Here is a 23882-nt window from a genome sequence, read left to right as displayed (position 1 = left end):
GCCGATCGGCCCCACGCCCCCCGAGGAGGTCCCTCAACCGCTGGCGCGGGTCAGGAGATGTCGCGCTTCCGGATCAGCAGCGTGCCGATACCGGCGGTCACCACGGCGTATCCGATCAATACGACCGCGCCCAGCCACTGCGGCGGCTGGCTGGGTAGCTCGACGGCGGAGACCATCAGCTGCGAGGCGAGCGACGGCACCAGCACCTGGAGGTCGTTGATCCAGTCGCCGAACCGGCTGGCCAGGGTGTTGAAGAAGATGGCCGCGCCGATGAAACCGGCGAAGTAGAGCAGGATCGCCGTGACGGTGGCGCCGATCTGGCTGCGGATCAGCACCCCGAACCCGACCCCGAAGATGGCCCAGAGCAGGTAGGCGAGCCCGTTCAACCAGACCGCCTGCCAGACCTCCCCGCTGTCGAACTGGTTGGCCACGTCGAAACCGCTCAGGATGAGCGGGCCGGTCAACAGGTTGAGCCCGGTGGTGACGGCCCAGAAGAGCACGCCGAGGAGGGCCGCGGCGACCAGCTTGGCGACGACCACGGCGGTACGGTGCGGCGTGGTGAGGAAGGTCGTCGTGACGGTCTGGTGGTGGAACTCGTTGGTCACCACCAGCACGCCGAGGACCAGGACGATCACCAGACCCAGGAACTGGCCGTTGGTGTAGAGGTTGGCCGCCAGGCTCACCGGCTCGGCGGCGGCCCGCATCTGTTCGGCCTGTTCCGCGTTCATCCCGGTGGTGGCGTCCGGCCCCACCAGGAACTGGGTCTGGATGTAGTTGAAGAACAGCGTGACGGCCCACAGCCCGAGGGCGATCAGCCCGAACGTCCACCAGGTGTTGGTCGAACGGATCTTCAGAAGTTCGGCCCGGACCAGCCTCATCGGATAGCCGCCTTTCCGGCCGTGAGTTCGAGGAAGACGCCTTCGAGGTCGGGGCGCTCGGTGGTCAACTCGTGCAACTCGATCTTGGCTGCCAGGGCGGCGCGACCGACGGTCGGGGCGTCCACCCCGCTGACCAGCAGCGCCCCGCCCTCGCCCGGTTCCACCTGGGCCTCGTGTTCGGCGAGCGCGGCGACCAGCTCGTCGGACTGCGGCGTGCGTACCCGGACCCGGGCGGTGTGCGCCATCGAGCCGACCACCGTCTCCACCGGGCCCTGCCGGATCAGCTTCCCGGCCGCGATGATCACCACGTCGTCGGCCAGGAGCTGCATCTCGGAGAGCAGGTGGCTGGAGACCAGCACCGTACGGCCCTCCGCGGCGAGGGCCTTCAGGAACCCACGCATCCACCGGATGCCCTCGGGGTCGAGGCCGTTGGCCGGCTCGTCCAGCATCAGCACCTTGGGATCACCCAGCATCGCGGCGGCGATCCCGAGCCGCTGCTTCATGCCGAGCGAGTAGCCCTTGAACTTCCGCTTGGCGGCCGGAGTGAGCCCGACCAGCGCGAGCGCCTCGTCGGCCCGCTGCTTGGGCAGCCCGGCAGCGGCGCAGACCACCCGAAGATGGTTGATTCCGGTCCGGCCCTTGTGTGCGCTCGACGCCTCCAGCACGGCACCGACGTGTCGGATCGGATCCGGCAGGTCCGCGTACCGCGTACCGCTGATCGTCGCGGTGCCCGCCGTGGGCGTGACAAGGTTGAGCAACATCCGGAGCGTGGTCGTCTTGCCGGCACCGTTCGGCCCCAGGAAGCCGGTCACCCGGCCTGGCTCGATGGTGAACGACAGATTGTCGACCGCTCGGACATTTCCGTAATGCTTTGTAAGGCCGGACACCACTATCTGGCCATTGCCGGCCGTTGGGCTCAGCCGCCCGTCGGACATTTCACTCCCCTCGTGAGACGCCGCCGTGTCGGCCGCGCCGTAACCCAGCGTTGATGGTGTCGGCCGCGAGGTCAATCGTGATGATTGCGGAACCGGTCCTCATCCCCGAGCAGGAGCCCGTCCTCCTCAGGCAGGAGCCGACCCGATCGCGGCCAGACCGATCGGTGCGCAGGCCGGAGCCGATCGGTCTGCGGCGGAAGGAGCGAAACTTACCACCTCGCGGCGACTGTCCGGGTGCCCGCGCCAGCCATCCGACCGCCCGGGCATGCCCAAACACCCCGTTCACCGGATTGACACACCGTCAACCAACGGCCGACACGTGTACGGCAGCCCGGGCACCTAGACAGAGACCATGGCCGTTCTGCTCACCACCCCGGCAGAGACCGGGACCAGCGGATACACCCTGCTGATCGCCGACAGCGCGGCGCAGGTCGCCGCCGCACAGCGACTCCGGCACACCGTGTTCGTCGAAGAGTTCGGTGCGAACCTCTCCTCGCCGGTGCCCGGACTGGACGTCGACGAGTTCGACGCACACTGCGAACACCTCATCGTCCGGGAGGACCGGACCGGAGCGGTGGTCGGCACCTACCGGATGCTGCCGCCGGACCGGGTCGCCCAGGCCGGCGGACGCTACGCCGAGGCCGAGTTCGACCTGACCCCGCTCGCACCGCTGCGGGACGGTCTGGTCGAGATCGGCCGGTCCTGCGTCGACCCGGCGCACCGATCCGGTGCCGTGATCAACCTGATGTGGGCGGGTATCGCCCGATACCTTCACCTGCGCGGGCTGCGCTGGCTCGCCGGCTGCGGCTCGGTGCCGCTCGGCGACGGCGGAGCGACGGCGGTCGGGGTCTGGGCGGAGGTGCAACGCCGCCACCTGTCGCCGCCGCCGATGCGGGTCCGCCCACACCGGCCCTGGCTGGCCGAACCGAGCGGTGCGGCGGCACTCGCGGACGCGTCGTCCGCCGGGGCGGTCGCGCCCCGAGGCCGGGTACCGATGCCTCCGCTGCTCCGTGGCTACCTGCGGCTCGGCGCCTGGGTCTGCGGGGAACCCGCGTACGACCCGGACTTCGACGCCGCCGACTTCTACGTGCTGTTCTCCCTGGACCGGATGCCCGCCCGGTACCGCCGGCACTTCCTCGGTCCGGACCAGTGAACACGCACCCGACCTGGTCGCTCTGGCGACCGCACTCGAACTGTGGCCCGGAGTGCCTGCCCGACCCGGATACCACGCCCAGGGCCTCCGGACCGGCTCAACTCGGTCGCCTGGTGGCACTGCTCGGAGCACTGATCTTCGGGGCGGCGCTGGTCCCCGTACTGCCGCTGCTGTCCCGGTCCGGTCGGCAGGCCGCCGGTCGGACCTGGGCCCGCGCGGTGCTGCGGTCGGTCGGGATCGGTCTCGACGTCCAGGGACGACCGCCGCACCGCCGGGCGCTGCTGGTGGCCAACCACGTCTCCTGGCTGGACGTGGTCACGATCCTCGCGGTGACCCCGGCCAGGATGTTGGCCAAGCACGAGGTACGGCGTTGGCCGCTGATCGGCCCGTTGGCCGCGCTCGGCGGGGTGATCTTCGTGGACCGGACCCGGCCGCGAACCCTGCCGGCCACCGTCGCCCAGGTCGTGGCCGCGCTGCGGGCCGACGACGTGGTCGCGGTGTTTCCGGAGGGTACGACCTGGTGCGGCCTGCCGCGCCCGGGTGCCCGGTGCGGTGCCGCCGTCCGGTTCCGCCCGGCGATGTTCCAGGCCGCGATCGACGCGGACGCGCCGGTGGTGCCGGTGCACCTCGGCTACCGCGTCGCGCCGCCGGGGCCCGGGACGGAAGCCTCGACCGGGCCGGGACCCTCGACCGGGGTGGGCTCGACCGGCGGTACGTCGGTCGGCACCATCCAGGCCGGCGGCACCACCGCGCCCGCCTTCCTGGCCGAGGAGAGCCTGCTCTCCTCGGTCCGCCGGGTGCTGGCGCTGCGTGGCCTGGTGGTGACCCTCACCGCCGTCGACGGGTCGTGGGTCGACCGGCCGTGGATCGACGGCCCGGCGGAGGCCGGCGCTCCGAACGGTCGGCGGGGCGGCATGGTGGACCGCCGTCGGCTGGCCGCCGCGGCCCAGGCGGCGGTGCGGGCGGCCGGATCCCCGGGCGTGCCGCCGGTACAGCCGGACCGCGAGGCCCGGCCGGACCGCCCGATGGAGCCGGGAACGCTGGAACTGGCCGCCTGAGCCGCGACACCGCCGTCTCCGGAGCGCCGCGCGCCCGGACGCGTGGCGCGAGGAGCGACGCAGCCGCCCGGGTGGGGCCACGGCGCCGTCGGGTGGTTCCAGCAACGCGATGTATCGCGTTATCGTGACGGGCGCAGCCACCTTCGCCGTCCGTCCCCGCACCCCCTGCGGGCGGAACGGCCCGCCGCAGCAGCAGGGGAGACGCCATGGCCAGCTGGACGGTCGACGGTCCGCGCCGGTTGACCATCGCCGAACCGGTTGACCAACTCGTCGTGCGGCTGGCCACGGGACGGGTCAACGTGGTCGGCACCGAGGGCCCGGTCCGGATCGAGGTCAACCGGACCGACCGGCAGCCGATCATCATCGAGCACCGGGACGGTCGGTTGTCCGTACGGCACCGGAAGCTCGGGAGCTGGACCCTGGTGTTCCGCTGGTTGGCCCGCCAGGCCGGACCCGAGGTCTCGATCGCGATCCCGGCGAGCACCCGGGTCGACCTGCGCCTGGCCGAGGGTTCGGTCGTCGCGTCCGGGCTGACCGAGGCGACGAAGGTCGACGTCACCTCCGGCCAGGTCACCCTGATGGGGCTGAGCGGCCGGACCATGGCCAGGCTGATCTCCGGGCCGGTGGAGGCGCTCGGCGTCTCCGGCGACCTCACCATGGAGACGGTCTCCGGCGAGCTGATCCTCGCCGACGGTTCCGCCGAGCGGGTCCGGGCCAGTACGGTCTCCGGGGCGATCACCTGTGACCTCGACAGCCCGGGAAAGAGCGAGATCCAACTCGGCGCCACCTCCGGCAGCGTGACGGTCCGGGTGCCCGAGGACAGCGATCTCGACGTGCACCTGCACACCACGTCCGGGCAGATCACCACCGATTTTCCCCAGCTTCGGGTGGGCGCCGGCCTGAGCCCGGTGAAGGACAGCCGGGGAGTTCTCGGTGCCGGGGGCGGTAGCCTCCGGGCCAGCACGTTGTCCGGCAGCATCGTGTTGCTGGCACGGCGAACGGCGGAGTGAGGGCGGCATGACGACGGTGTTCGGCCACGGCCGGCTCCGGCTCTATCTGCTCAAGCTCCTCGACGGCGGACCGAGGCACGGCTACGAGCTGATCCGGCTGCTGGAGGACAAGTTCCTGGGCCTCTACGCGCCGAGCGCCGGCACGATCTATCCCCGGTTGCAGCGGCTGGAGGCCGAAGGACTGGTCACCCACCACGCCGTCGGCGGCCGGAAGATCTACCGGATCACCGAGGCGGGCCGGGCCGAACTGCGGCAACGCGCCGACGAGGTGGCGACCCTGGAGTCGGAGATCCACGCCTCGGTGAGCGACCTGGCCAAGCTCGCCGGTGACATCCGGACCGAGGTACGCGGTTCGGTCCGCGACCTGAAGCAGGAGCTACGGGCCGCGGCCCGGGAGACCCGACGGGGTGACCGGGAGAGCCGGCCGTCCGGGGCGTACCCACGATCGGCGGGTGGCAACGGCGGTCCCGGCGGCGAGTGGCCGGCGGCCGGACGTTCCGGGGGCGGGCGACCCCGGACCGGCGACCCCGGAGAGGGCGCCGATCCGGTTGCCGAGTTCGATCGGCACCTGCTCCTCTTCGTCGCCGAGGTACGGGCGCTGGCCGAGAGCCGGCGGTTCAGCGAGGCCCAGTTGCGGACGGCGGCCCGGCTGCTCAACGGGGCGTTGGACGGGCTACGGCGGCTGCTGCGCTGATCGTCAAGCGGCGGGAGCCGGCGCGGCCGGACGCTCTCAGGGAGTTTTCAGGGGATGCTCAGCCGAGGCGCAGCGGTGGCGCGGATGATGGCCAGATGGCAGCGACAACCCAGACCGAGGCGCGACTACTCGTCGTGGAGGACGATCCGAACATTCTCGAGCTGCTCTCCGCCAGTCTGCGGTTCGCCGGGTTCGACGTGGCCACCGCCACCAGCGGCAGCGCGGCCGTCAGCGCGGCGAAGGAGCGGCGACCGGATCTGGTCGTGCTCGACGTCATGCTGCCCGACCTCGACGGTTTCGAGGTGATCCGACTGCTCCGCGAGGGCGGCACCCGTACGCCGGTGGTCTTCCTCACCGCCCGGGACGCGACCGACGACAAGATCCGTGGGCTGACCCTGGGCGGCGACGACTACGTCACCAAGCCGTTCAGCCTGGAGGAACTGACCGCCCGGATCAGGGCGGTGCTGCGTCGTACGGCCACCGGTGAGCACGCACCGTCCCGGCTGACCTTCGCCGACCTCGAACTGGACGAGGAGACCCACGAGGTGCACCGGGCCGGGAAGCGGGTCCAGCTCTCGCCGACCGAGTTCAAGCTGCTGCGTTACCTCATGCTCAACGCCAACCGGGTGCTCTCGAAGGCGCAGATCCTGGACCACGTCTGGAACTACGACTTCCGGGGCGACGACAACATCGTCGAGTCCTACATCTCCTACCTGCGGCGCAAGATCGACACCACCCAGCCCCGACTGATTCACACGCTGCGGGGGGTCGGATACGTGCTCCGCAAGCCGGCGGCGTGAGCACCTCACTGCCGCTGATGGGGCGGCTGCGCGCCGTCCCGTTGCGGGTCAAGCTGGTCGCCGCCGTCCTCGCCCTGGTCGCCGCCGCGCTGGTGGTGATCAGCGTGATGACCGCGTTCTTCCTCCGCAGCTACCTGATAGACAAGATCGACGACGAGCTGCGGGAGTTCATGAGCCAGCCGGACCGGGTCTGGCAGCAGTTCGAGCCCGAGCGCACGAACGACAGCAGCCTGCCGACCGACTATCTGCTGGTCGCGGCGAGCGAACGGTCGTGGCAGGCCGTTCCCATCTACGACGACCGGGTACTGACCCCGTCCAACCTGCCGGGCACCCTGCGGGACGCCTCCTGGTACCGGCGGCACGCCGATGGCAAGGTCTTCAACGCCACGTCAGCGGACCACCAGTTGCGCTGGCGGATGATGATCGTGCGGCTCAACGACGGCGAGTACATCGCGGTCGGGCAGAACCTCACCGAGGTCGACCTGGCGGTCAAGGAACTGATCTGGATCGACGTACTGGTCGGCGGATCGGTGTTGATCACACTCGCGGCGGCCGGCGCCGCGATCGTGCGTACCAGCCTGAGACCGCTGGTGGAGATCGAACGGACCGCGGCGGCGATCGCCGGTGGTGACCTATCCCGACGGGTTCCCGACCCGGAACCCGGTGCCGGCGAGGCGAAAACCGAACTCGGCCGACTGTCCCGGGCGCTGAACGCCATGCTGAGCCAGATCGAGGTGGCCTTCACCGCCAGGGCCGCCTCGGAGTCGGCCGCCCGGTCGGCCGAGGCGACCGCCCGGGGCGCGGAGGGGGCCGCCCGGAACGCCGCGCTCGCCGCGCAGACGTCGGAGGCACGGGCCCGCCGATCCGAGGAGCGGATGCGGCAGTTCATCGCGGACGCCTCACACGAACTGCGTACGCCGTTGACCACGATCCGGGGCTTCGCCGAGCTCTACCGTCAGGGTGCGGCCGGCTCGCCCGAGGACATCGCCCGGCTGATCCGGCGGATCGAGGACGAGGCGGCCCGGATGGGACTGCTCGTGGAGGACCTGCTGCTGCTGGCCCGGCTCGACCGGGAACGCCCGCTCACCCTGGCCCCGGTCGAACTGCCGGTCCTGGGCGCCGACACCGTCCAGGCCGCCCGGGCGGTCGCCCCGGAGCGGTCGATCAGCCTGGAGATCGAGCCGGGCGCGGGCCCGCTGGTGGTGCTCGGTGACGACGCGCGGCTCCGGCAGGTGCTGGGCAACCTGATGACAAACGCGCTGACCCACACGCCCGCCGACGCCTCGGTGACGTTGCGGCTGCGGACCGACCGGACCGATGCCGTGGTGGAGGTCGCCGACACCGGGCCGGGACTCTCGCCGGAGCAGGCCGAGCGGGTCTTCGAACGGTTCTACCGGGCGGACGCCGCCCGGACCCGGCAGGCGGGCGGCCAGATCAGCACGGGGCTCGGGCTCGCGATCGTCGCGGCCCTGGTCGCAGGGCATCAGGGCAGCGTCGAGGCGTTGGAGACACCCGGGGGTGGAGCGACCTTCCGGGTCCGGCTTCCGCTCGCGCCCGAAGTCGCCGAAGGATCGGAGACGGCCGAAGAGATCGACGTAGAGTAATTCTCAGGCAATATCCAGGCGGGCTCAAGGTAGGTCGCAGAGCGAGGGGGCAAGGTAGGGGACATGAGCGATTTCGAGATTGACCCGCAGCGGCGGCCGGCGAACGCCGACCGCGAGCTCTCGCATCCCACCGCTGAGCTGCCGCGCGACGACCGCGGGCAGTCCGATTCCGACGCCTTCGGGCACCGCCCCGCCGACTCGGCCACCCCCGGCACCGATTCCGCCGACCCGGGCACCCCGGGCAGCACCGGCGCGGCGGACCGCGCCGCGTCCGGCGACGCGGGTGATCGCCACGAGCCGCCGACCGCCACGGTGACGCCGGCCTCCGGCCAGCCGTACGGCGCAGGGGCGTACGGATCGGCACAGACCCCCGGTCAGCAGCCGTACGCCGGCGCACCCGTCCCCGGGCAGCCGTACGGCGCGCACAGCGCGGCGCAGACCTCCGCACAGCCGTACAGCGGCGTACCCGCCTCCGGCCAGCCGTACGCCGGTGCACCCGCCCCCGGGCAGGCGCACGGCACCGGCCCGTACGGGCCTGCGTCTTCGGGGCAGGCGTACAGCGCCGGTCCGTACGGCACCGCGCCCGCCTCCGGCCAGCCGTACAGCCTGCCGCCCGCCGGGTCCGGCCGGACGGCGACCGACCCGGTGACCAGCCCGTGGCAGGCGCCGCAGGGTGGCCAGCAGCACCACCCGGGCTGGGCGGGTCAGCCCGGCCAGCACAACCCGGGCGGTGGAGTGCCGCCACACCTCGGCGGGCCCTCGGCACCGCCCTGGGCCGCACCCGTCGGGCCGGCGCCGTCGTCCGGAGGCCGATTCGGCAAGTTCGCGGCGATCGGTGCCGCGGCCCTGGCACTGATGGTCGGCTCCGGCATCGCCGGTGGCGCCATCGCCCTGGCCCTCGACGACGGCCCGACGGTGACGACGCGGAGCTTCGAAGCGGCACCGGTGATCAACCCCGCCGAGCTGCCGAAGATCGCCGCCCAGGTGGAGAACAGCGTCGTGTCGATCAGCACGAGCAGCGCCGAGGGATCCGGCGTGGTGATGAGCGCCGACGGCTTCGTACTGACCAACAACCACGTGGTGGCGAGCGCGAACGGCGACCAGGTCGTGGTGGTCTTCGCCGACGGCAAGAAGGTGGCTGCGAAGATCATCGGCACCGATCCGAAGACCGACCTGGCCGTGGTGAAGGCCGAGGGGGTGTCCGGACTCGCCGCCGCGAAGTTCGGCGACAGCGACGCGATGCAGGTCGGCGACCAGGTTCTGGCGCTCGGTAGCCCGCTCGGCCTGCAAGGCTCGGTGACCGCCGGCATCATCAGTGCCCGGGACCGCACCATCCAGGCCGGTGGCCAGGAGGACCAGCAGAGCCCGTTCGAGCGGCCGCAGCAGCAACAGGGCGGCGCCACCTCGATCTCCGGCCTGCTCCAGACCGACGCGCCGATCAACCCCGGCAACTCCGGTGGGGCGTTGGTCAACACCAAGGCCGAGGTGATCGGCATCAACACCGCGATCGCCACCGCCGGCCAGGGCACCGGCAACATCGGGGTCGGCTTCGCGATCCCCAGCAACAAGGCGATGGTGGTTGCCGAGGCGCTCCAGCGGGGCGAGAAGGTCAGCCACCCGTCGCTCGGGGTGCAGGTGACCGCCGCCGAGAACGGTGGTGCCCTGATCGGGGCGGTCCAGCCGAACAGCCCGGCCGCCAAGGCCGGCCTGCAACAGGGCGACGTGGTCACCCAGTTCGGCGACCGGCGGATCAACGACTCCGACGATCTGGTCGCGGCCGTACAGGGCGGCAAGGTCGGTGACCAGGTACAGGTGACGTACACCCGAAACGGAGCCGAAAAGTCGGCAACCGTGACGCTCGCCGAAACGTCCTAACGATTAGCACCGACCGAACGCTTTCGGGTCGACCCTCCGGAAACGGAAGGTAGACCTCCTCCCCAGAGCGGCGGGCGACATGACCAAGGGGGTTGGTCAGGTCGCCCGCCGCTCCTCCTTTTTCCCTAATTCTCCTGCCCCGGGGCCGGCTCTCCGGCCCGGCCCGCTCGATCCGCCGGCGGGGCTTCACCCGGTCCGGGTGAGCCCGGTTCACCCGGACCGAGGCGAATATCGGGGGTGCTCTGCAAGAGCGGAGACCGGGCTCTACCGAGACCGGGGGGCCGCGACGGACCTGGGGAGGGGCGGCGATGAGTACCGCGACCATGGCTCGCAGCGATGCGGATGTCCAACGTGAGGTGCTGGCCGAACTGGCCTGGGACGCCCGGGTACGGGCCAGCGAGATCGGCGTCTCGGTCAAGAGCGGCATCGCGACCCTCACCGGCTGGGTCGACAGCTACGCCAAGAAGTGGGCGGCGGAGCGCACCGCACACCGGATCAGGGGGATCCGGGCGGTGGCCAACGACATCGAGGTACGACTGCCCGGCGACGCCGAGCGGCACGACTCCGACATCGCGACGGCGGCGAGTCGGGCCCTGGAATGGGATGAATTCGTGCCGGTGGAGCAGATCGAGGTGACCGTCGCCAACGGCTGGCTGACGTTGCGCGGCGAGGTCGAGCGGGGCTACCAGAAACGGGCCGCCGAGCGGTCGGTCCGCCGGCTGACCGGCGTACGGGGCGTGACCAACCTGATCGCGGTCCGGCCGGTCGACGGAATCTCGGCGGAGGAGATCCGGCGTGACATCCGGAACGCCCTGGCCAGGACGGTGAACGTCGACGTCGAGCTGATCGACATCGACGTCGACGGGGAGACCGTGGTACTCACCGGCGAGGTGCGGTCGTGGCTGGAACGGGAGCAGGCCGAACGGGTGGCCTGGGCGGCGCCCGGGGTCGTCGACGTCGAGATCCGGCTCACTTTGGCGACCTGATCCGTCGGGACCTGCGGCGTCACACCATCCGAGCTGCCGGCCCCGAGGGAGGACCGCTGCGTGACGAACAATCCGTCCGAACGAGCACAGCCGACCGGCCGACTGCGGATCGCGATGGTCGTGCCCCCGTGGTACGAACTGCCGCCGCCCGGCTACGGCGGGCTGGAGCAGGTGTGCTCGGCGTTGATCGACGCGCTCGTGACCAAGGGGCACGAGGTGACCCTCTTCGGCGCGGGTAAAGGCACGGGCACGGCGGCCCACTTCGTCGGAACCGTTCCGGAGCTCCAGCACCACCGGCTCGGCCAGGCGTTGCCGGAACTGGCCCATCTGTCCCGGGTCAACCGGATGATCTCGCGGGAGTCGTTCGACATCGTGCACGATCACACCACCGTCGGGCCGTACGCCGCCGCCGAGCGGGACGTGCCCACCCTGACCACCGTGCACGGAATGCCGACCGGTGAACTGGGGGAGGTGCTCGGCGACAGCGCCCCCCGGGTGGGACTGGTCGCCATCTCGCACACCCAGCGCCGATTGGCCCCCGAGCTGGCCTGGGCCGCCACGATCCACAACGGAATCTCGACCGCCAACCTGGTGACCAAGTCGGCACCGGGGATGGGGCCGGTGTTGTGGCTCGCCCGGTTCAGCGCCGACAAGGGCCCCGATCTGGCGATCGAAGCATGCCGGGCTGCGGGGCTGCCGCTGGTGCTGGCCGGCAAGTGCGACTCGCGGGCCGAACGCCAGTACCTCGAACAGGTCATCGAGCCGATGGTGGGGTCCGACGTGACCGTACTGCGTAACCCCGACCGGGATGCCACCGTGCGGCTGATGCTCGCCGCCCGCGCTCTGATCATGCCGATCCGCTGGGAGGAGCCGTTCGGCATGGTGATGGTCGAGGCGATGGCCACCGGTACCCCGGTGGTGGCGCTGAACCGGGGAGCCGTACCGGAACTGATCCGGCACGGCGAGACCGGACTGATCTGCGACGACCCGGCGGACCTGGCCCCGGCCCTGCTCGACGCCGTCCGGCTGGACCCGGGCGCCTGCGTGGCCCACGTCCGCCGAGAGTTCTCCGCCGCCCGGATGGCCGACGACTACGAGCGGGCGTACCGGGCCTGGGCCGAGCCCACCCCCGCACAGCCGGTAGAACACCCCTCCGCCCCCTCGGTGGCATGGTGATGTTAGGAAGGGCCCCCCATTAGCGCTTTTTGTAGATAAAGGGCCCCTTCCTAACACTTCAATACCGGTTGCTGTCGGGAAGTGGACGCGGTTACACCAGGGGTGGATCGACGCTTTACTCTGCATGCCGCAGCGACACGCGGAGGGTAGAGGTCAGTGGCGGTCGTCGAGAGCCGGGTGAGCGTCTGGGAGGCACTGGCCGGCCGCGCTCCGGGCCGGCCGTTGGGTCCGGCCGAGCCGGGGGTGTGGACCGCCGTCGTCGAGCGGCTGAACCCTGCCCGGGCCCGTCCCGTACTGCGACCCGGTATCGAGTCCGCCGAGCTGGTCTCGGTACGCGGCGTGCCGTACGTCATGCTCCGCTCTCCCGACGACCGGGGCGACGCCTGCTACCTGCGACTGTCCCCTGAGGAGTGGCGGCTCGCCGGGCTGATGGACGGCTCCCGTACGGTGGCCCGGCTCGTCGCCGAGTTCGCCCGGATCGCCGGCCGGCTCGCCCCGGACCAGGTCACCCGGGTCGTCGCCGACCTGGCCGGCAACCGGATGCTGGCCGAACTTCCGGTGGACGCGTTCCGACCGCTCGACCGAGTGCACCGTCGGCCGTGGCCGGTACGGCTGGGCCGGGGACTGCTGGCGGCGGCCAAGGGACAGCGCACCGTGGTGGCCGACATAGACCGCCTGGTCGACCTCCTCTACCGGGGCGGCGGCCGACTGCTCTTCACCCGGGTGGCCGGCGGGCTGCTTTCAGTCGTGGCGGTAATCGGGTTACTGCTCTTCGGATGGACCTGGTGGGCCGGGGACCAGTCACTGTTCCTGACCGACGGGTCGTACGCGGCCGGCGCGCTGGTGCTGGTCGGACTCAACGTACTCGCGCTCGCCTGCCACGAGCTCGGGCACGCCCTCGCGACGAAGCACGCCGGACGTCGGGTACCGGCCGCGGGCTTCCTGGTGTACTTCGGCGTCCCGTCGGTCTTCGTCGACACCACGGACGTCTGGATGGCCGGCCGCCGGGCCCGGATGCTCACCACGGCCGCCGGACCGGCCGCCGGGTTGATCCTGGCCGGTCTCGCCCAGCTCGTCGGGCTGCTGGTGCCCGAGACGGCGCCCTGGACGTTCAAGCTCGCCTTCGCCTGGTACCTCAACGCGCTGTTCAACCTGAACCCGTTCCTCGCGTTGGACGGCTACTACCTGCTGATGGACTGGCTGGAGATACCCAACCTGCGCTCGCGCGGCCTGGCGCACGTGCTGGCCCGGTTGCGCCGCCGGCCGCCGAAGTGGGCCCAACTCGACCTGGAGGGCCGGCTCGTCGCCCTGTACGGGACCCTGGCCATGCTCTGGGTGGTGATCGCGGTCAACCTGGGCTGGCGGATCTGGACAGACCGGGTCGCCGGGCTGGTGCTCGGGCTGTGGCGTGCCGGCTGGCCGGCCCGGCTGCTGCTGTTCGCGGTGATCGCCGGCCTGGCCGCTCCGCTGGTCTACCTGGCGGCCGGCTGGCTCGCCGCCCGGTTCCGCGCGGCACGCGGCCGGTGGATCGAGCGCCGCCATCGGCTCGACCTGCCCCGCCGGTTGGACGCGCTGCGGAACTCGGCACTGGGACGGCTTCCGGCCGCCACCCTCGCCGAGCTGGCCAGCCGGGCCCGGTGGGTCCGCCCGCGTACCGGCCAGCACCTGGTCTTCGCGGGTGCCGCCCAGTCCACCGTCTACCTGGTCGCCGACGGCGCGATGGAGGGCCGGCGCCCGGGAGACCCGGGCGGGCTGGTCCGGGAGCGCCTCGGCCCGGGAGGCGTGATCGGCCTGGCAAGTGCGCTCACCGGGACCCCGGCCACCCTGGACTGGCACACCGCCGGCACCGTCCTGCTCGGCATGCCGGCGGCGGTGGTGGTCGCCGGGGTGGGACCACTGCCCGGACCGCCCCTCGCCGACCGGGCCGAGGCGGAGGCGCTGTTCGCCGAGGCACCCGCACTGCGCGGACTCACCGCCGAGGACCGGCTGGGACTGGTCTCCAGCGCCCGGGTGGTGGCGCTCGCCGCCGGGGACCCGGTCACGCTGGCCGGGGCGAACGACGCCGTCGTGGTCGAGTCCGGGGTGATCGAACTGCCCGACGGCACCCAACTCCGCAGGGGCACCGTGATCGGCCCGGCCGGGGAGGGTGAGCCGGGTACGGTCGCCACCGCCCGTACTCCGGTCCGGATCTGGGCCCTGCCGTCGGTCACCGGCCTGCCGCTGCTGTTCGGCGCCCCCGCCGAACCGGTCAGCGCGGTCGGAACCAGTACGCCGGGCAGCGCGCCCCGGACGGGCGTACATCCGGGTGCCGGTTACCCGCCCCTGGCCGCACCGCCCGGCCCGCCCCCGCCCGGAGTGGACGACGACGTCGACCGGCGGTTCGAGCGGCGGCTCTGGTGGCTGGTCCTGCTCTTCCTGCTGCTGGCCCTGCTCGCCACCGCCAGCAACCTGATCCCCGGGCCCGCCTGGGCGGAGATGCCCCGCGACCGCGCCCTGCTCGCGGCCGAGCGGGGGCGGCTCGTCGCGACCGTGGACGGCCGGAGCGTGACCCTGGCCGAGGGGAGCCGGATCTACGTCGGCGACGGCGACCAGATCCGGGTGTCCGCCCGGTCCCGGGGCATCCTGACATTCCGGGGCGGCGCGACGGCCACGCTCTGCGCGGGCGCCCGGACGACGGTCGGCGCACTCTGGAGCGACGGAACCCGGACGACAACCCCGCACGGCCGACTGACCCTGGACGCGGGTCGGATGCTCGCCGACACGGAGAGCCCGAGCCCCGCCTTCGCACCCCTCGCGCTCCTGGTGAACCGGCCCGCCGGTGGGATCAGCAACCGGGGCCCGGCCCGGTACACGGCCTGGACCCGGAGCATCGAGGTCTCGACCGGCGAGGTACGGGTCGCCGGGGTCCGACAGGAGCCCAGCGGTCGGCCGTCCGGGTGTGGTGCCGACACCTCACCGGACGGTACGGGGCCGACCGACACGCCCGGTGACCCCGAATCGCCCGGTCCCGGAACCACGACGCCGACACCGACACCGAGCGTCGGGCCGTCCCCGAGCGCCTCGCCCGGTACGCCGACGCCCGTGCCGACGACACCCGGTACGAGCCCGACCACCCCGGCCAGCACCCCGAGGACGACCGGCCCTCCGGTGACACCGCCCCGGACGACGGCCCCACCCACCACCACCGCGCCGACCACCCCACCGGGAGACGATGCCGGACCGACGTTCTCGGGCGTCTTCGCCAAGCCGACCAGCATCTCCCGCCCCTCCTGTGGACCCGACGGCGTCGCCACCATCGGTGGATCCGTCGCCGACAACGTCAGCCCGGGCTCGGAGATCAAGGTGACCGCGAACTGGTCTCTCGGGGAGGGGGACGGCGGGTCGGTGCAGCTCCAGCGCTCCGGCGAGTCGTTCCAGGGCGACGTCGTCGTTCCGTACCGCAGGGAGAACAGCCAGGGTGGGACCATCGGGGTGCGGATCGAGGCGGTGGATGGCGCGGGGAACTCGTCGTCCACCAGCCTGACCATCAACCTGGAACCGTGCGGCACCGTCGGATGAGGAGTTGCAGTGCTCTGTTGGTTCTGTCCGAAGGCGGCCCGGGGTGGGTGCCGGTTCTGCGGGCGCGGCCTCTGCGAGGACCATGCCCGGTTCGGGCCGTATCTGCTCCAGGTGCACCGGTCGGAGGTGCGCGGCCGGGCCGAGGGGCTGGTGGTCGAGGACGCGTTGCAGTGCGGCACCTGCCGGCCACGCCCGCAGCCGGTGCCGATGCCCGAACTGGACTGACCAATCGCAGCCGGGGCCGCCCGGTCGGAGGACTGCTCGGGATGGCACGTCGGAGTTAGCGTGGGTAGGCCGGCGTACGGAGGGGGCTACCGTGAGTGACTTCGATGTCGTACTGGAGCGGCTGGTCGCCGATCCGGCGTTCGCGGCCGCGTTGTCCGCCGATCCGGTCGACGCCCTCGCCGGTTACCGACTCGACGCGGACGAACTGGCCCTGCTCCAACTGCAACTCGGCGACGACGCGGGTGGACAGCACGGCGTCGAGACCCGGGCCAACCAGTCGAGTCTGTTCGGCATGTTCACTCCGTTGGTCGGGCTGGCCGGCGCGCTGCCCACCGTCAACGAGATCGGCACCACCGGCCTGGGCCGGCCGCCGGCCTCGGCGGAGGGCTTCGGCGCCGCCGCCGTACCGGTGCAGGGGCTGGGTGCGGCGCCCGTGCCGGACGAGGGTTTCGGTGCGGCGCCGGTACCTGCCGGGGGCGCGTTGACCGGCCCGGTCGACGGATTCGGTGCGGCGCCGGGGTGTGCCGCACCCGTGGTCGAGGGCGGTGCGGGGGGACCGGTCGGTGGCCTCGCCGGGCTGGGCGACGAGATCGGCCGGTCGATAGGGTCGGCAACCGACGCCGCGCTGGCCGATCCGGCTGGCGGCCTGGCCGGAGCGCTGGCCGGTGCCGAGACGGGCTTCGGGGCCGCCGATCCGCCAATGGACGTCGAGCCGTCGATCGACGTCGAGCCGGCCGTACCGGACGGCTACCGGACCCGGGTCGACATCGACGGCGACGGGGACTGGGACCGGCACACCCTGCACGGGCGGGCCGACGGCGGCGTGGACATCCTGGTCGACGCCGACCGGGACGGCCGTACCGACTTCGTCGGTCACGATCTCGACGCCGACGGTCTCGTCGACATCAGCGAGTACGACAGGAACCGCGACGGCTTCTTCGAGAAGCGGATGTACGACGACGACGGCGACGGTTGGATGGATCGGACGGTACGGGCCGAGCCGCCCTCCGACTCCACGTACTGACGTCCTGCCGGCCCACCCCGCCGACCCGGAGCCGTAACCGGAACACGGCGTCGGCCGGCCGGTTCGTTGGCGTTCTGGATGCGGGACAACACGCCGGGCGGGGCCGTGGCATTATGCCGTCCGGCGCACCGTGCAGAGCCGCCTGGCGCATCGGGTTCGGCCGTCCGGCGCACCGCGCGTGGCCGTCCGGCGCATCAGGACTGGCGCGTGGACCGCTGTGCCCTGACGATGGCGACAGGAGGTGGTCGCCGTGGTCAGCATCGCCACCGACCGGCTGACGAAGATTTTCCCCGATGGCACCGTCGCGGTCGACGGAGTGAGCATCGAGATCAGCTCGGGGGAGTTCGTCGCCCTGCTCGGGCCGACCGGGTGCGGCAAGTCGACGATCCTGCGCCTGGTGGCCGGGCTGGAGGAACCGACCAGCGGCCGGGTGCTGATCGACGGGGATCCGGTGCTCCCGGACGCTGGCTGGGACCGGCGTCTCTCGATGGTGTTCCAGGACTACGCGCTCTATCCACATCTGACGGTCGCCGAGAACATCGGTTTTCCGTTGACGACCGGCTCGGAGACGCCGTCCGGCGTGGCCCTCCGGGTCGCGGAGGTCGCCGACCAGCTCGGCATCACCGGTCTGCTCGGCCGGAAACCCAAACACCTCTCCGGCGGGCAGCGGCAGCGGGTCGCGATGGCGCGCGCCATGGTGGGCGAATCGCGCGCCTTCCTCCTCGACGAACCTCTGTCCAACGTGGATTCCGGACTACGGGCGGAGCTACGGGCCGAGGTGGCGGCGCTCGCCCGCCGCCTGGCCATGACCACGCTCTACGTCACGCACGACCAGGTCGAGGCGATGACGATGGCGGACCGGGTCGCGGTGCTGCGCCGTGGCGTGCTCCAGCAGATCGGGCCGCCGGACGAGGTCTACCGGGATCCGCACACCCTGTTCGTCGCGGCCTTCCTCGGTACGCCCCGGGCCAACCTGGTGCAGGCCGCCATCTACGCCTCCGACGACGGAGTGCTGCTCGACCTCGGGTCGCAACTGATCGAGCTGCCGCCCGACGATCCCCGGGTGGCGCCGTTGCGGGAACGGCACACCGACCGGGTGACCCTGGCCCTGCGCGCGGACGCACTGACCCCGACGGCCTCGGGGTCGACCGGGCCGGTGCTGCGCGGGGCGGTCCGGCTGGTGGAAAATCTGGGTCACGAGGCGTTGGTGCACGTCACGACCGGCACGGTGCCGACCTCTGCCGCGCAGTCCCGGCTGGAGCATCCGGCCACCGGCCACCATCTTTCCGAACTGCTCGCCGAGGATCTGCCGGCCGGGCATCCGGTCCGGGACCGACTGGCCCGGATGATCCCGCATTCCCGGTCCGAGCAGCCCCCGGCAACGGCGCGTACGGAGTACGGTTTCTATCCCGTGTACGACCCGGAACTTGGTGACGAGCCGCCCACCGTCGGTGAACTGGTGGTCCGGGTGCCGGCCGGAGTCCTGCCCCGGACCGGGGAGTCGATAGCGCTGGCGGTGGACCTGGACCGGTTGATGCTGTTCGACGGCGCCGGGAACCGGATCCGGCTGGGCTGAACCGACGAGCGGGCGGCTCGCGCCGACATCCTGCGCCGGCACCAGCCGCACCAGCCGCCCCGGATCGCCCGGACCGGCTCAGACAGCCTGGGCCAGCCGGACCAGGGCGGCGTCGAGTTGCTCGGCGTACTCGGGCGAGATCGAGCCCTCGTCGCGGCGCACCGCGACCTTCTCCCGCAACAACGTGACCTGCCCGGCCAGGTCGCCCGGCCCGGCAGCCAGGCCGGACCGGAGGTTACGCAACTGGTTCCGGAGGTCCACCCCGGCGTGGTCGCGGATCGCGCTGGCCGCCACCCCGTCGTCGACGAGCTGGTCGACTCGGGCGATGGCCTCGTTGATCGGCGGTGCGCTGGGCTCGGAACCGCCCGTCCGGCGCGGCGGCGGCGCGGACTGTGGCGCGGCCGGGCTCGCCGGAGCCGGGCTCGGCGCCGATGTGCCGGACGACGGCGTCCCCGGTCCGGGTGTCCCTCCCGGCCCGGCGGTGGTGGCACCGGCGTTCGGCCTTGACCGGGGCTCGCCGCCGAGCGCGGAGGCGACGACCACGGCGACGGTCAGCACGACCAGCGCCGCGGCGGCGAACAGCAGGACCCGTCCCGGTCGTGGTGGCTCGACCGACAGTCCGCCTGCCGGTTCGGGCGGGCCTGCCGGGGGCGGTCCGCCCGGCGCTGTCCCCGTCGGCGGTCCATTGGCCGACGACCGGTGCGGCATCCCGGTTCCGGGCGCCCCCGCCGAACCCGGCGAGTCCGCCGGACTCCGCCCCACCGAGGCGTGCGGCCCCGCCGCCCCCGCCTCCACCCGGCCCGTCGGGGACCCGTGGACCGGGGCCGGGTCCTCGCCCCGGGCCGGGGCCGCCGGTGCGGCGGTGGCCGCCAGGGCCGCCGATGCCGGTCCGGCGGCCGTAGCCGGCAACGCGGCGAGCCGGGCCGTCGGCACGGTGCCGGACCGTGGACGGCCCGTCGCGAGCCGCCGAGGATCGGCGGCCAGCAGTTGACCGCGTAACGCCTCGCCGACCTGTGCGGCCGTCGGCCGCTCCGCCGGCTCGCGGGACAGACAGCGCAGGCAGACGTCGGCAACCACGGGCGGCAGATCGGGTACGCCGGTGAGCGTCGGTTCGGTGCCCGCCTCCATCGCCCGGGTCAGTTCCTCCCAGGTGTCGGCGGGAAAGGGCACCCGGCCGGTGAGCGTCTCGTAGAGCAGTACGCCCAACGAGTACGTGTCGGTCGCCGGCTGGGCCGGCAGTCCGTCCAACCGTTCCGGTGCGACGTACGCCGGAGTACCGAACGTCTCGCCGTCCTCGTCCTCGTCGGGCGCGCCGACCTGGGTGGCGATGCCGAAGTCGAGTACCTTCGCGCCGGTCGCGGTCATCATGATGTTGGCCGGGGTGATGTCCCGGTGCACGATGCCCAGTCGGTGTGCCGCCGCCAGGGCCTCGGACACCTGCGCGCAGATCTCCACCGCGGTCATCCAGGGCAACGGGCCGGCGGTGAGCTCGGCCTTCAGTTCCTCGCCGGTCAGCAGCTCCATCACCACGAACGCGGTGATCCCACCGTCCGGACCGACGGTCTCGCCGTAGTCGTGCACGGCGGTGACGTGTGGATGTACGAGTTGTGCGGCGGCCCGGGCCTCCTCGCGGACCATCTCCCGGAACTTGGTGTCGGCGGCGAGTGACGCGGCGAGCACCTTCACCGCCACCACCCGGTCCAGCACCTCGTCCCGGGCGCGCCAGATCACGGACATGCCGCCGGCACCGATCCTGTCGATAAGCCGATATCTGCGGGCGAGCAGGCCGCCCGCCTGCAACGCTGCCATCGTTTGTCGCACCTGCCTGGGAAGTTGGGGGTCGCATCAGGCCGTGTGTGGTAGGTCGTATCAGGCTCCGTGACTGGCAATCGTCTGTCAACGCCGAGATTGCCGGCCGGAGACGTACGGCTTAAGTCGGAATTCAATCCCGGCAACACGGCGTGCCGCCCGCCCGGATGCCGGCCCGGGATGTCATGTTTCGTCGGGCGGTCCCTCCGCTGCGCCGAGCGGTCGTCGTCGATCCGGCAGGTGCCCGGCCCAGCCCCGAACCATCGGTCGTCCCGCACCTGCGACACCCACCGCCGGGTCGGGGTGGGCGGCCCGTGCCAGGATGAACAGCATGGTCAGCGGTCCAGTGGCGTTCGTACTCGGCGGTGGGGGCGTGCTCGGCGCCGTCGAGGTCGGCATGCTGCGGGCGTTGTTCCGGGCCGGCATCCAGCCCGACCTGGTGCTGGGCACCTCGATCGGTGCGGTGAACGGTGCGCTCGTCGCGGCGGACCCGTCGGAGTCGGTCACCAACCGGCTCGTCCGGCTCTGGGCCTCCCCGGAGGCCAGTGAGGTGTACGGCGACTCCATCGCCCGGCAACTCCGGCGCTTCGCCGCCCGTACCCACCTGCACTCGCCGCGCCCCCTGCGTCGGCTGTTGGAGGCGGAACTCGGCGAGACCACCACCTTCGCCGACCTCAAGGTGCCGTTCCGGTGCTGCGCGGCCAGCATCGAGCGGGCCGCCGAACACTGGTTCAGCACCGGTCCCGTGGTGCCGGCGGTACTCGCCTCGGCCTCGGTACCCGGCCTGCTGCCGCCGGCCCGGATCGACGGCGAGCACTACGTCGACGGCGGCATCGTCAACTCGATCCCGATCGGGGAGGCGGTGCACGCGGGGGCCCGGCAGATCTTCGTACTCCAGGTGGGCCGGATCGAGCGCCCGTTGAGCCCGCCCCGCCGGCCCTGGGAGATCGCCCAGGTGGCCTTCGAGATCGCCCGGCGGCACCGGTTCGCCCGGGAGATGGCGGCGCTCCCCGACGACGTGGACGTACACGTGCTGCCGACCGGGGGACTGGGGCCCCGGGACGACACGCCGTGGGCGTACCGGGACATGGCGGCGGTGGGGCGGCGGATCAGCCGTGCCTACACGGCATCCCGGCGCTACCTCGCCGAGCACGTGGACGTCGGCTGATGCCACTGCCACCCAGGTGGGCCCGGCGGCTGCTCCTCGGCCCCGGAACGGTGCTGCTCGCCGTGCTGGTGGTGACCACGCTGCCGGTGTGGCTGATCCTGGCCGCGGCGATCTCGCCACTGGTCCCCGGCTACCTCCGGCCGCTCCGGGTGCTCTGGCTGGGGATCGTCTACCTGCTCTGGGACTCGGCCGCGTTGATCGCGCTGTTCGGGCTCTGGGTCGGCTCCGGCTTCGGCTGGCACAAGCGGTCCCCGTCGTTCCAGCGGGCGCACTACGTCCTGGCCGGGTGGTTTCTGACCTTCCTGTTCTGGCAGGCCCGGTGGACGCTGCGACTGCGCATCGACATCGTCGGAACCGACCCGGACACCGCGTTGCCCGGACGCCCGGAGCTGGTGCTGTGCCGGCACGCCGGGCCGGGCGACTCGTTCATCCTGATCCATGCGCTGGTCAACTGGTTCGACCGGGAACCGCGGATCGTGCTCAAGGACACCCTGCAATGGGATCCGGCCGTCGACGTACTGCTGAACCGGCTGCCAAACCGGTTCATCGCGGCCCACAACCGCCGGAAGACCCGGGTCGGCCCGACCGAGCGGGCCGGCCCACCCCGGGAGACCCTGATCGAGCAGATTGGGCACCTGGCGGTGAACCTCGACGAGAACGACGCGTTCGTGATCTTCCCCGAGGGTGGCAACTTCACCCCGCGCCGCCGGCTACGCGCCATCGACCTGCTGCGGTCCCGTGGGCTCGACGAGATGGCGGAGCGGGCCGAGGCGATGCGGCACGTGCTCGCGCCGCAACCGGGCGGCGTACTGGCCGCGCTGGATGCCGCGCCGGACGCCGGGGTCATCTTCGTCGCGCACACCGGGCTGGACCGGATGCTGACCGTGGCCGACGTCTGGCGGGAACTGCCGATGGACAAGCGGATCGTGATGCGGTTCTGGTCCGTACCACCGGAGGAGGTGCCGGCCGGCCGGCAGGAACGCATCGACTGGTTGTTCGACTGGTGGGCACGGATCGACGAATGGGTCGATGCGCATCGCGAGGACGGCGATCCGGCGTAGGGTGCCCGGCGTGGACCAGATCTGCATCGTGACGACCGTGGTGGACGCGCGGGCCGTCGCGGACGTGCTCGCCGCCGCCGCGGTGGCCGGTCGGTTGGCGGCCTGTGCACAGGTGAGTGGCCCGGTGGACAGCACCTACTGGTGGGAGTCCCGGATGGAGACCACCCGGGAGTGGTCGGTGCTGTTCAAGACCGCACCGGACCGGGTCGAGGCCCTCATCGACCAGGTACGGGCCGCCCACCCGTACGAGGTGCCGGAGGTCCTGGTGACCTGGGTGTCCGGTGGTAACCCGGACTACTCCGCCTGGCTGCACGAGCAGACCCGGCCCTGACGCGTTCTCGGTACCGGGTACCCGGCCCGGGGTAGGTACGCGCACTCTGTGAGCCGGGTCTGCCGGTGCCGCAGCATGGGCAGCGTGACCGCTTCCGCGAACGCGTACCCCTGTCCCGTGTGTGGGGCCGGGGCCGATCTGGCGACCGGGTGCCCCGGTTGTGGCCGGGCACCTGATCCGACGGCCGCCGAGGTGATCCGGCTCGACGCGGAGATCGTCGCGCTGATTCCCCAGGTGGAGCAGGCCCGGCAGGCGTACCTGGGTCTCGACTCCTCGCTGCGGCACATCCGCCAGCGTCGCGACACGCTGGCCGAGCGGGTCCGCGAGGCGGCCGCCGCCGCCCGGACCGCCGCACTCTCCTCCGTCGCCGCAGTCTCGTCGGCCAGCGCAGTCTCGTCGGCCGGCGCCGTCTCGTCGGCCGGCGGGCCGGTGGGTGCGGTCGGGGCGCCGGTACGGCCGGAGACGTCGACCCGGACGGTGCAGAACGTGCTGTTCGTCCTCGGCGGACTGCTGGTCGGCGCCGCCGCGATCGTCTTCACCGTCGTCGCCTGGGCCACGCTCGGGATAGCCGGGCGTGCGTTGATCCTCGCCGGGCTCACCGCCCTGGCCCTGGCCGCGCCGTTGGTGGCCCGGCGGCGGGGCCTCGCCGCGACCGCCGAGACGTTCGCGGCGATCGGTCTGCTCCTGGTGGTGCTGGACGGGTACGCGGCGTGGGCGGTGGGCCTGTTCGCCGTGGACGATCTGCCGGGGGCCCGCTACGCCGCGCTGGTCGGGGGGGCCAGCGCGGCGGTGGCGGCCGGCTACCGACGGCTGTCCGGGCTGCACGCGCCGTGGTTCGCCGGCCTGCTGCTGGTGCAACCGGTCGCGCCACTGCTGGCGTACGACGCGGGGTTCGGCGCCGCCGGCTGGGCCCTGGCGTTCGCCGGCCTGGCCACGGTCAACCTCGGCATGACCCGGGGGC

19 protein-coding genes and 1 pseudogene are annotated in these 23882 nt (G+C 72.3%); 17 read left to right on the top strand and 3 right to left on the bottom strand.

The genetic code is table 11. The features are described from left to right. Window positions 1-50: 50 nt before the first annotated feature. Complete coding sequence (locus ACFP2T_RS00865) at window positions 51-878, bottom strand: ABC transporter permease (RefSeq protein ID WP_377416209.1); 828 nt, start codon at window positions 876-878, stop codon at window positions 51-53. Next, complete coding sequence (locus tag ACFP2T_RS00860) at window positions 875-1813, bottom strand: ABC transporter ATP-binding protein (protein WP_377416207.1); 939 nt, start codon at window positions 1811-1813, stop codon at window positions 875-877. Before ACFP2T_RS00860 ends, ACFP2T_RS00865 begins: the two co-directional genes overlap by 4 nt. A 352-nt stretch (window positions 1814-2165) precedes the next feature. On the opposite strand from ACFP2T_RS00860, the gene ACFP2T_RS00855 reads away from it, so the two are divergent. The 13 genes from ACFP2T_RS00855 (at window position 2166) to ACFP2T_RS00795 (ending at window position 18552) form a co-directional block, all read left to right on the top strand. After that, window positions 2166-2966, top strand: a complete 801-nt coding sequence (locus ACFP2T_RS00855) for a GNAT family N-acetyltransferase (RefSeq protein WP_377416205.1) — start codon at window positions 2166-2168, stop codon at window positions 2964-2966. Beyond that, window positions 2963-4024 carry a lysophospholipid acyltransferase family protein gene (locus ACFP2T_RS00850; protein WP_377416203.1) on the top strand — a complete coding sequence of 354 codons (1062 nt, stop codon included), beginning with the start codon at window positions 2963-2965 and terminating at the stop codon, window positions 4022-4024. The genes ACFP2T_RS00855 and ACFP2T_RS00850 overlap by 4 nt, the downstream gene beginning before the upstream one ends. 206 nt (window positions 4025-4230) lie before the next feature. Continuing rightward, window positions 4231-5034 carry a DUF4097 family beta strand repeat-containing protein gene (locus ACFP2T_RS00845; RefSeq protein WP_377416201.1) on the top strand — a complete coding sequence of 268 codons (804 nt, stop codon included), beginning with the start codon at window positions 4231-4233 and terminating at the stop codon, window positions 5032-5034. A gap of 7 nt (window positions 5035-5041) precedes the next feature. After that, complete coding sequence (locus tag ACFP2T_RS00840) at window positions 5042-5728, top strand: PadR family transcriptional regulator (protein WP_377416199.1); 687 nt, start codon at window positions 5042-5044, stop codon at window positions 5726-5728. Between the two features lie 95 nt (window positions 5729-5823). Then, on the top strand, window positions 5824-6528 hold the full coding sequence (locus ACFP2T_RS00835; protein ID WP_377416197.1) for a response regulator transcription factor: 705 nt from the start codon (window positions 5824-5826) through the stop codon (window positions 6526-6528). 17 nt (window positions 6529-6545) lie between these two features. Continuing rightward, on the top strand, window positions 6546-8132 hold the full coding sequence (locus tag ACFP2T_RS00830) for a sensor histidine kinase (RefSeq protein ID WP_377417806.1): 1587 nt from the start codon (window positions 6546-6548) through the stop codon (window positions 8130-8132). 63 nt (window positions 8133-8195) lie between these two features. Further along, entirely contained in the window at window positions 8196-10007 is a 1812-nt protein-coding gene (locus tag ACFP2T_RS00825) for a trypsin-like peptidase domain-containing protein (protein WP_377416195.1), read from the top strand. 308 nt (window positions 10008-10315) lie between these two features. Then, window positions 10316-10993, top strand: coding sequence for a BON domain-containing protein (locus tag ACFP2T_RS00820; protein WP_377416193.1), 678 nt, complete (start codon window positions 10316-10318; stop codon window positions 10991-10993). Between the two features lie 60 nt (window positions 10994-11053). After that, entirely contained in the window at window positions 11054-12169 is a 1116-nt protein-coding gene (locus tag ACFP2T_RS00815; RefSeq protein ID WP_377416191.1) for a glycosyltransferase family 4 protein, read from the top strand. 156 nt (window positions 12170-12325) lie between these two features. Beyond that, window positions 12326-15727, top strand: a complete 3402-nt coding sequence (locus tag ACFP2T_RS00810) for a cyclic nucleotide-binding protein (protein ID WP_377416189.1) — start codon at window positions 12326-12328, stop codon at window positions 15725-15727. Window positions 15728-15736: 9 nt separating this feature from the next. Further along, on the top strand, window positions 15737-15952 hold the full coding sequence (locus tag ACFP2T_RS00805; protein ID WP_377416187.1) for a hypothetical protein: 216 nt from the start codon (window positions 15737-15739) through the stop codon (window positions 15950-15952). 91 nt (window positions 15953-16043) lie between these two features. Then, on the top strand, window positions 16044-16976 hold the full coding sequence (locus ACFP2T_RS00800) for a hypothetical protein (RefSeq protein WP_377416185.1): 933 nt from the start codon (window positions 16044-16046) through the stop codon (window positions 16974-16976). A 250-nt stretch (window positions 16977-17226) separates the two neighbouring features. Next, the gene (locus ACFP2T_RS00795) at window positions 17227-18552 is read left to right on the top strand and encodes an ABC transporter ATP-binding protein (protein WP_377416183.1); all 1326 of its coding nucleotides are present in this window, start codon (window positions 17227-17229) and stop codon (window positions 18550-18552) included. A gap of 78 nt (window positions 18553-18630) precedes the next feature. Here ACFP2T_RS00795 and ACFP2T_RS00790 read toward each other — a convergent pair whose 3' ends face one another. Next, complete coding sequence (locus ACFP2T_RS00790; protein ID WP_377416181.1) at window positions 18631-20361, bottom strand: serine/threonine-protein kinase; 1731 nt, start codon at window positions 20359-20361, stop codon at window positions 18631-18633. 331 nt (window positions 20362-20692) lie between these two features. Here ACFP2T_RS00790 and ACFP2T_RS00785 point away from each other — a divergent pair, with 331 nt between their 5' ends. The 4 genes and pseudogenes from ACFP2T_RS00785 to ACFP2T_RS00770 form a co-directional block, all read left to right on the top strand. After that, window positions 20693-21529: a patatin-like phospholipase family protein gene (locus ACFP2T_RS00785; protein ID WP_377416179.1), complete on the top strand. Its 837-nt coding sequence runs from the start codon at window positions 20693-20695 to the stop codon at window positions 21527-21529. Continuing rightward, window positions 21529-22590: a 1-acyl-sn-glycerol-3-phosphate acyltransferase gene (locus ACFP2T_RS00780; protein ID WP_377416177.1), complete on the top strand. Its 1062-nt coding sequence runs from the start codon at window positions 21529-21531 to the stop codon at window positions 22588-22590. The genes ACFP2T_RS00785 and ACFP2T_RS00780 overlap by 1 nt, the downstream gene beginning before the upstream one ends. Before the next feature lie 10 nt (window positions 22591-22600). Beyond that, on the top strand, window positions 22601-22921 hold the full coding sequence (cutA, locus tag ACFP2T_RS00775; RefSeq protein WP_377416175.1) for a divalent-cation tolerance protein CutA: 321 nt from the start codon (window positions 22601-22603) through the stop codon (window positions 22919-22921). A gap of 84 nt (window positions 22922-23005) precedes the next feature. Then, window positions 23006-23882 (top strand): annotated as a pseudogene (locus tag ACFP2T_RS00770) (SCO7613 C-terminal domain-containing membrane protein); the annotation flags it as partial.

The organism is Plantactinospora solaniradicis, assembly GCF_042658085.1.
GTDB classification, from domain to species: domain Bacteria; phylum Actinomycetota; class Actinomycetes; order Mycobacteriales; family Micromonosporaceae; genus Plantactinospora; species Plantactinospora solaniradicis.
Note: the sequence above shows the minus strand (reverse complement) of the source record. Positions and strands in the feature narration are given on the sequence as shown.

Bases quoted from the DNA above. Each gene is read 5' to 3' on its own strand.
- ACFP2T_RS00845 (WP_377416201.1), top strand. From the start codon at position 4,231: ATGGCCAGCTGGACGGTCGACGGTCCGCGCCGGTTGACCATCGCCGAA.
- ACFP2T_RS00865 (WP_377416209.1), bottom strand. From the start codon at position 878: ATGAGGCTGGTCCGGGCCGAACTTCTGAAGATCCGTTCGACCAACACC.
- ACFP2T_RS00820 (WP_377416193.1), top strand. From the start codon at position 10,316: ATGAGTACCGCGACCATGGCTCGCAGCGATGCGGATGTCCAACGTGAG.
- ACFP2T_RS00835 (WP_377416197.1), top strand. From the start codon at position 5,824: ATGGCAGCGACAACCCAGACCGAGGCGCGACTACTCGTCGTGGAGGAC.
- ACFP2T_RS00785 (WP_377416179.1), top strand. From the start codon at position 20,693: ATGGTCAGCGGTCCAGTGGCGTTCGTACTCGGCGGTGGGGGCGTGCTC.
- ACFP2T_RS00860 (WP_377416207.1), bottom strand. From the start codon at position 1,813: ATGTCCGACGGGCGGCTGAGCCCAACGGCCGGCAATGGCCAGATAGTG.
- ACFP2T_RS00825 (WP_377416195.1), top strand. From the start codon at position 8,196: ATGAGCGATTTCGAGATTGACCCGCAGCGGCGGCCGGCGAACGCCGAC.
- ACFP2T_RS00840 (WP_377416199.1), top strand. From the start codon at position 5,042: ATGACGACGGTGTTCGGCCACGGCCGGCTCCGGCTCTATCTGCTCAAG.
- ACFP2T_RS00790 (WP_377416181.1), bottom strand. From the start codon at position 20,361: ATGGCAGCGTTGCAGGCGGGCGGCCTGCTCGCCCGCAGATATCGGCTT.
- ACFP2T_RS00855 (WP_377416205.1), top strand. From the start codon at position 2,166: ATGGCCGTTCTGCTCACCACCCCGGCAGAGACCGGGACCAGCGGATAC.
- ACFP2T_RS00830 (WP_377417806.1), top strand. From the start codon at position 6,546: ATGGGGCGGCTGCGCGCCGTCCCGTTGCGGGTCAAGCTGGTCGCCGCC.
- ACFP2T_RS00780 (WP_377416177.1), top strand. From the start codon at position 21,529: ATGCCACTGCCACCCAGGTGGGCCCGGCGGCTGCTCCTCGGCCCCGGA.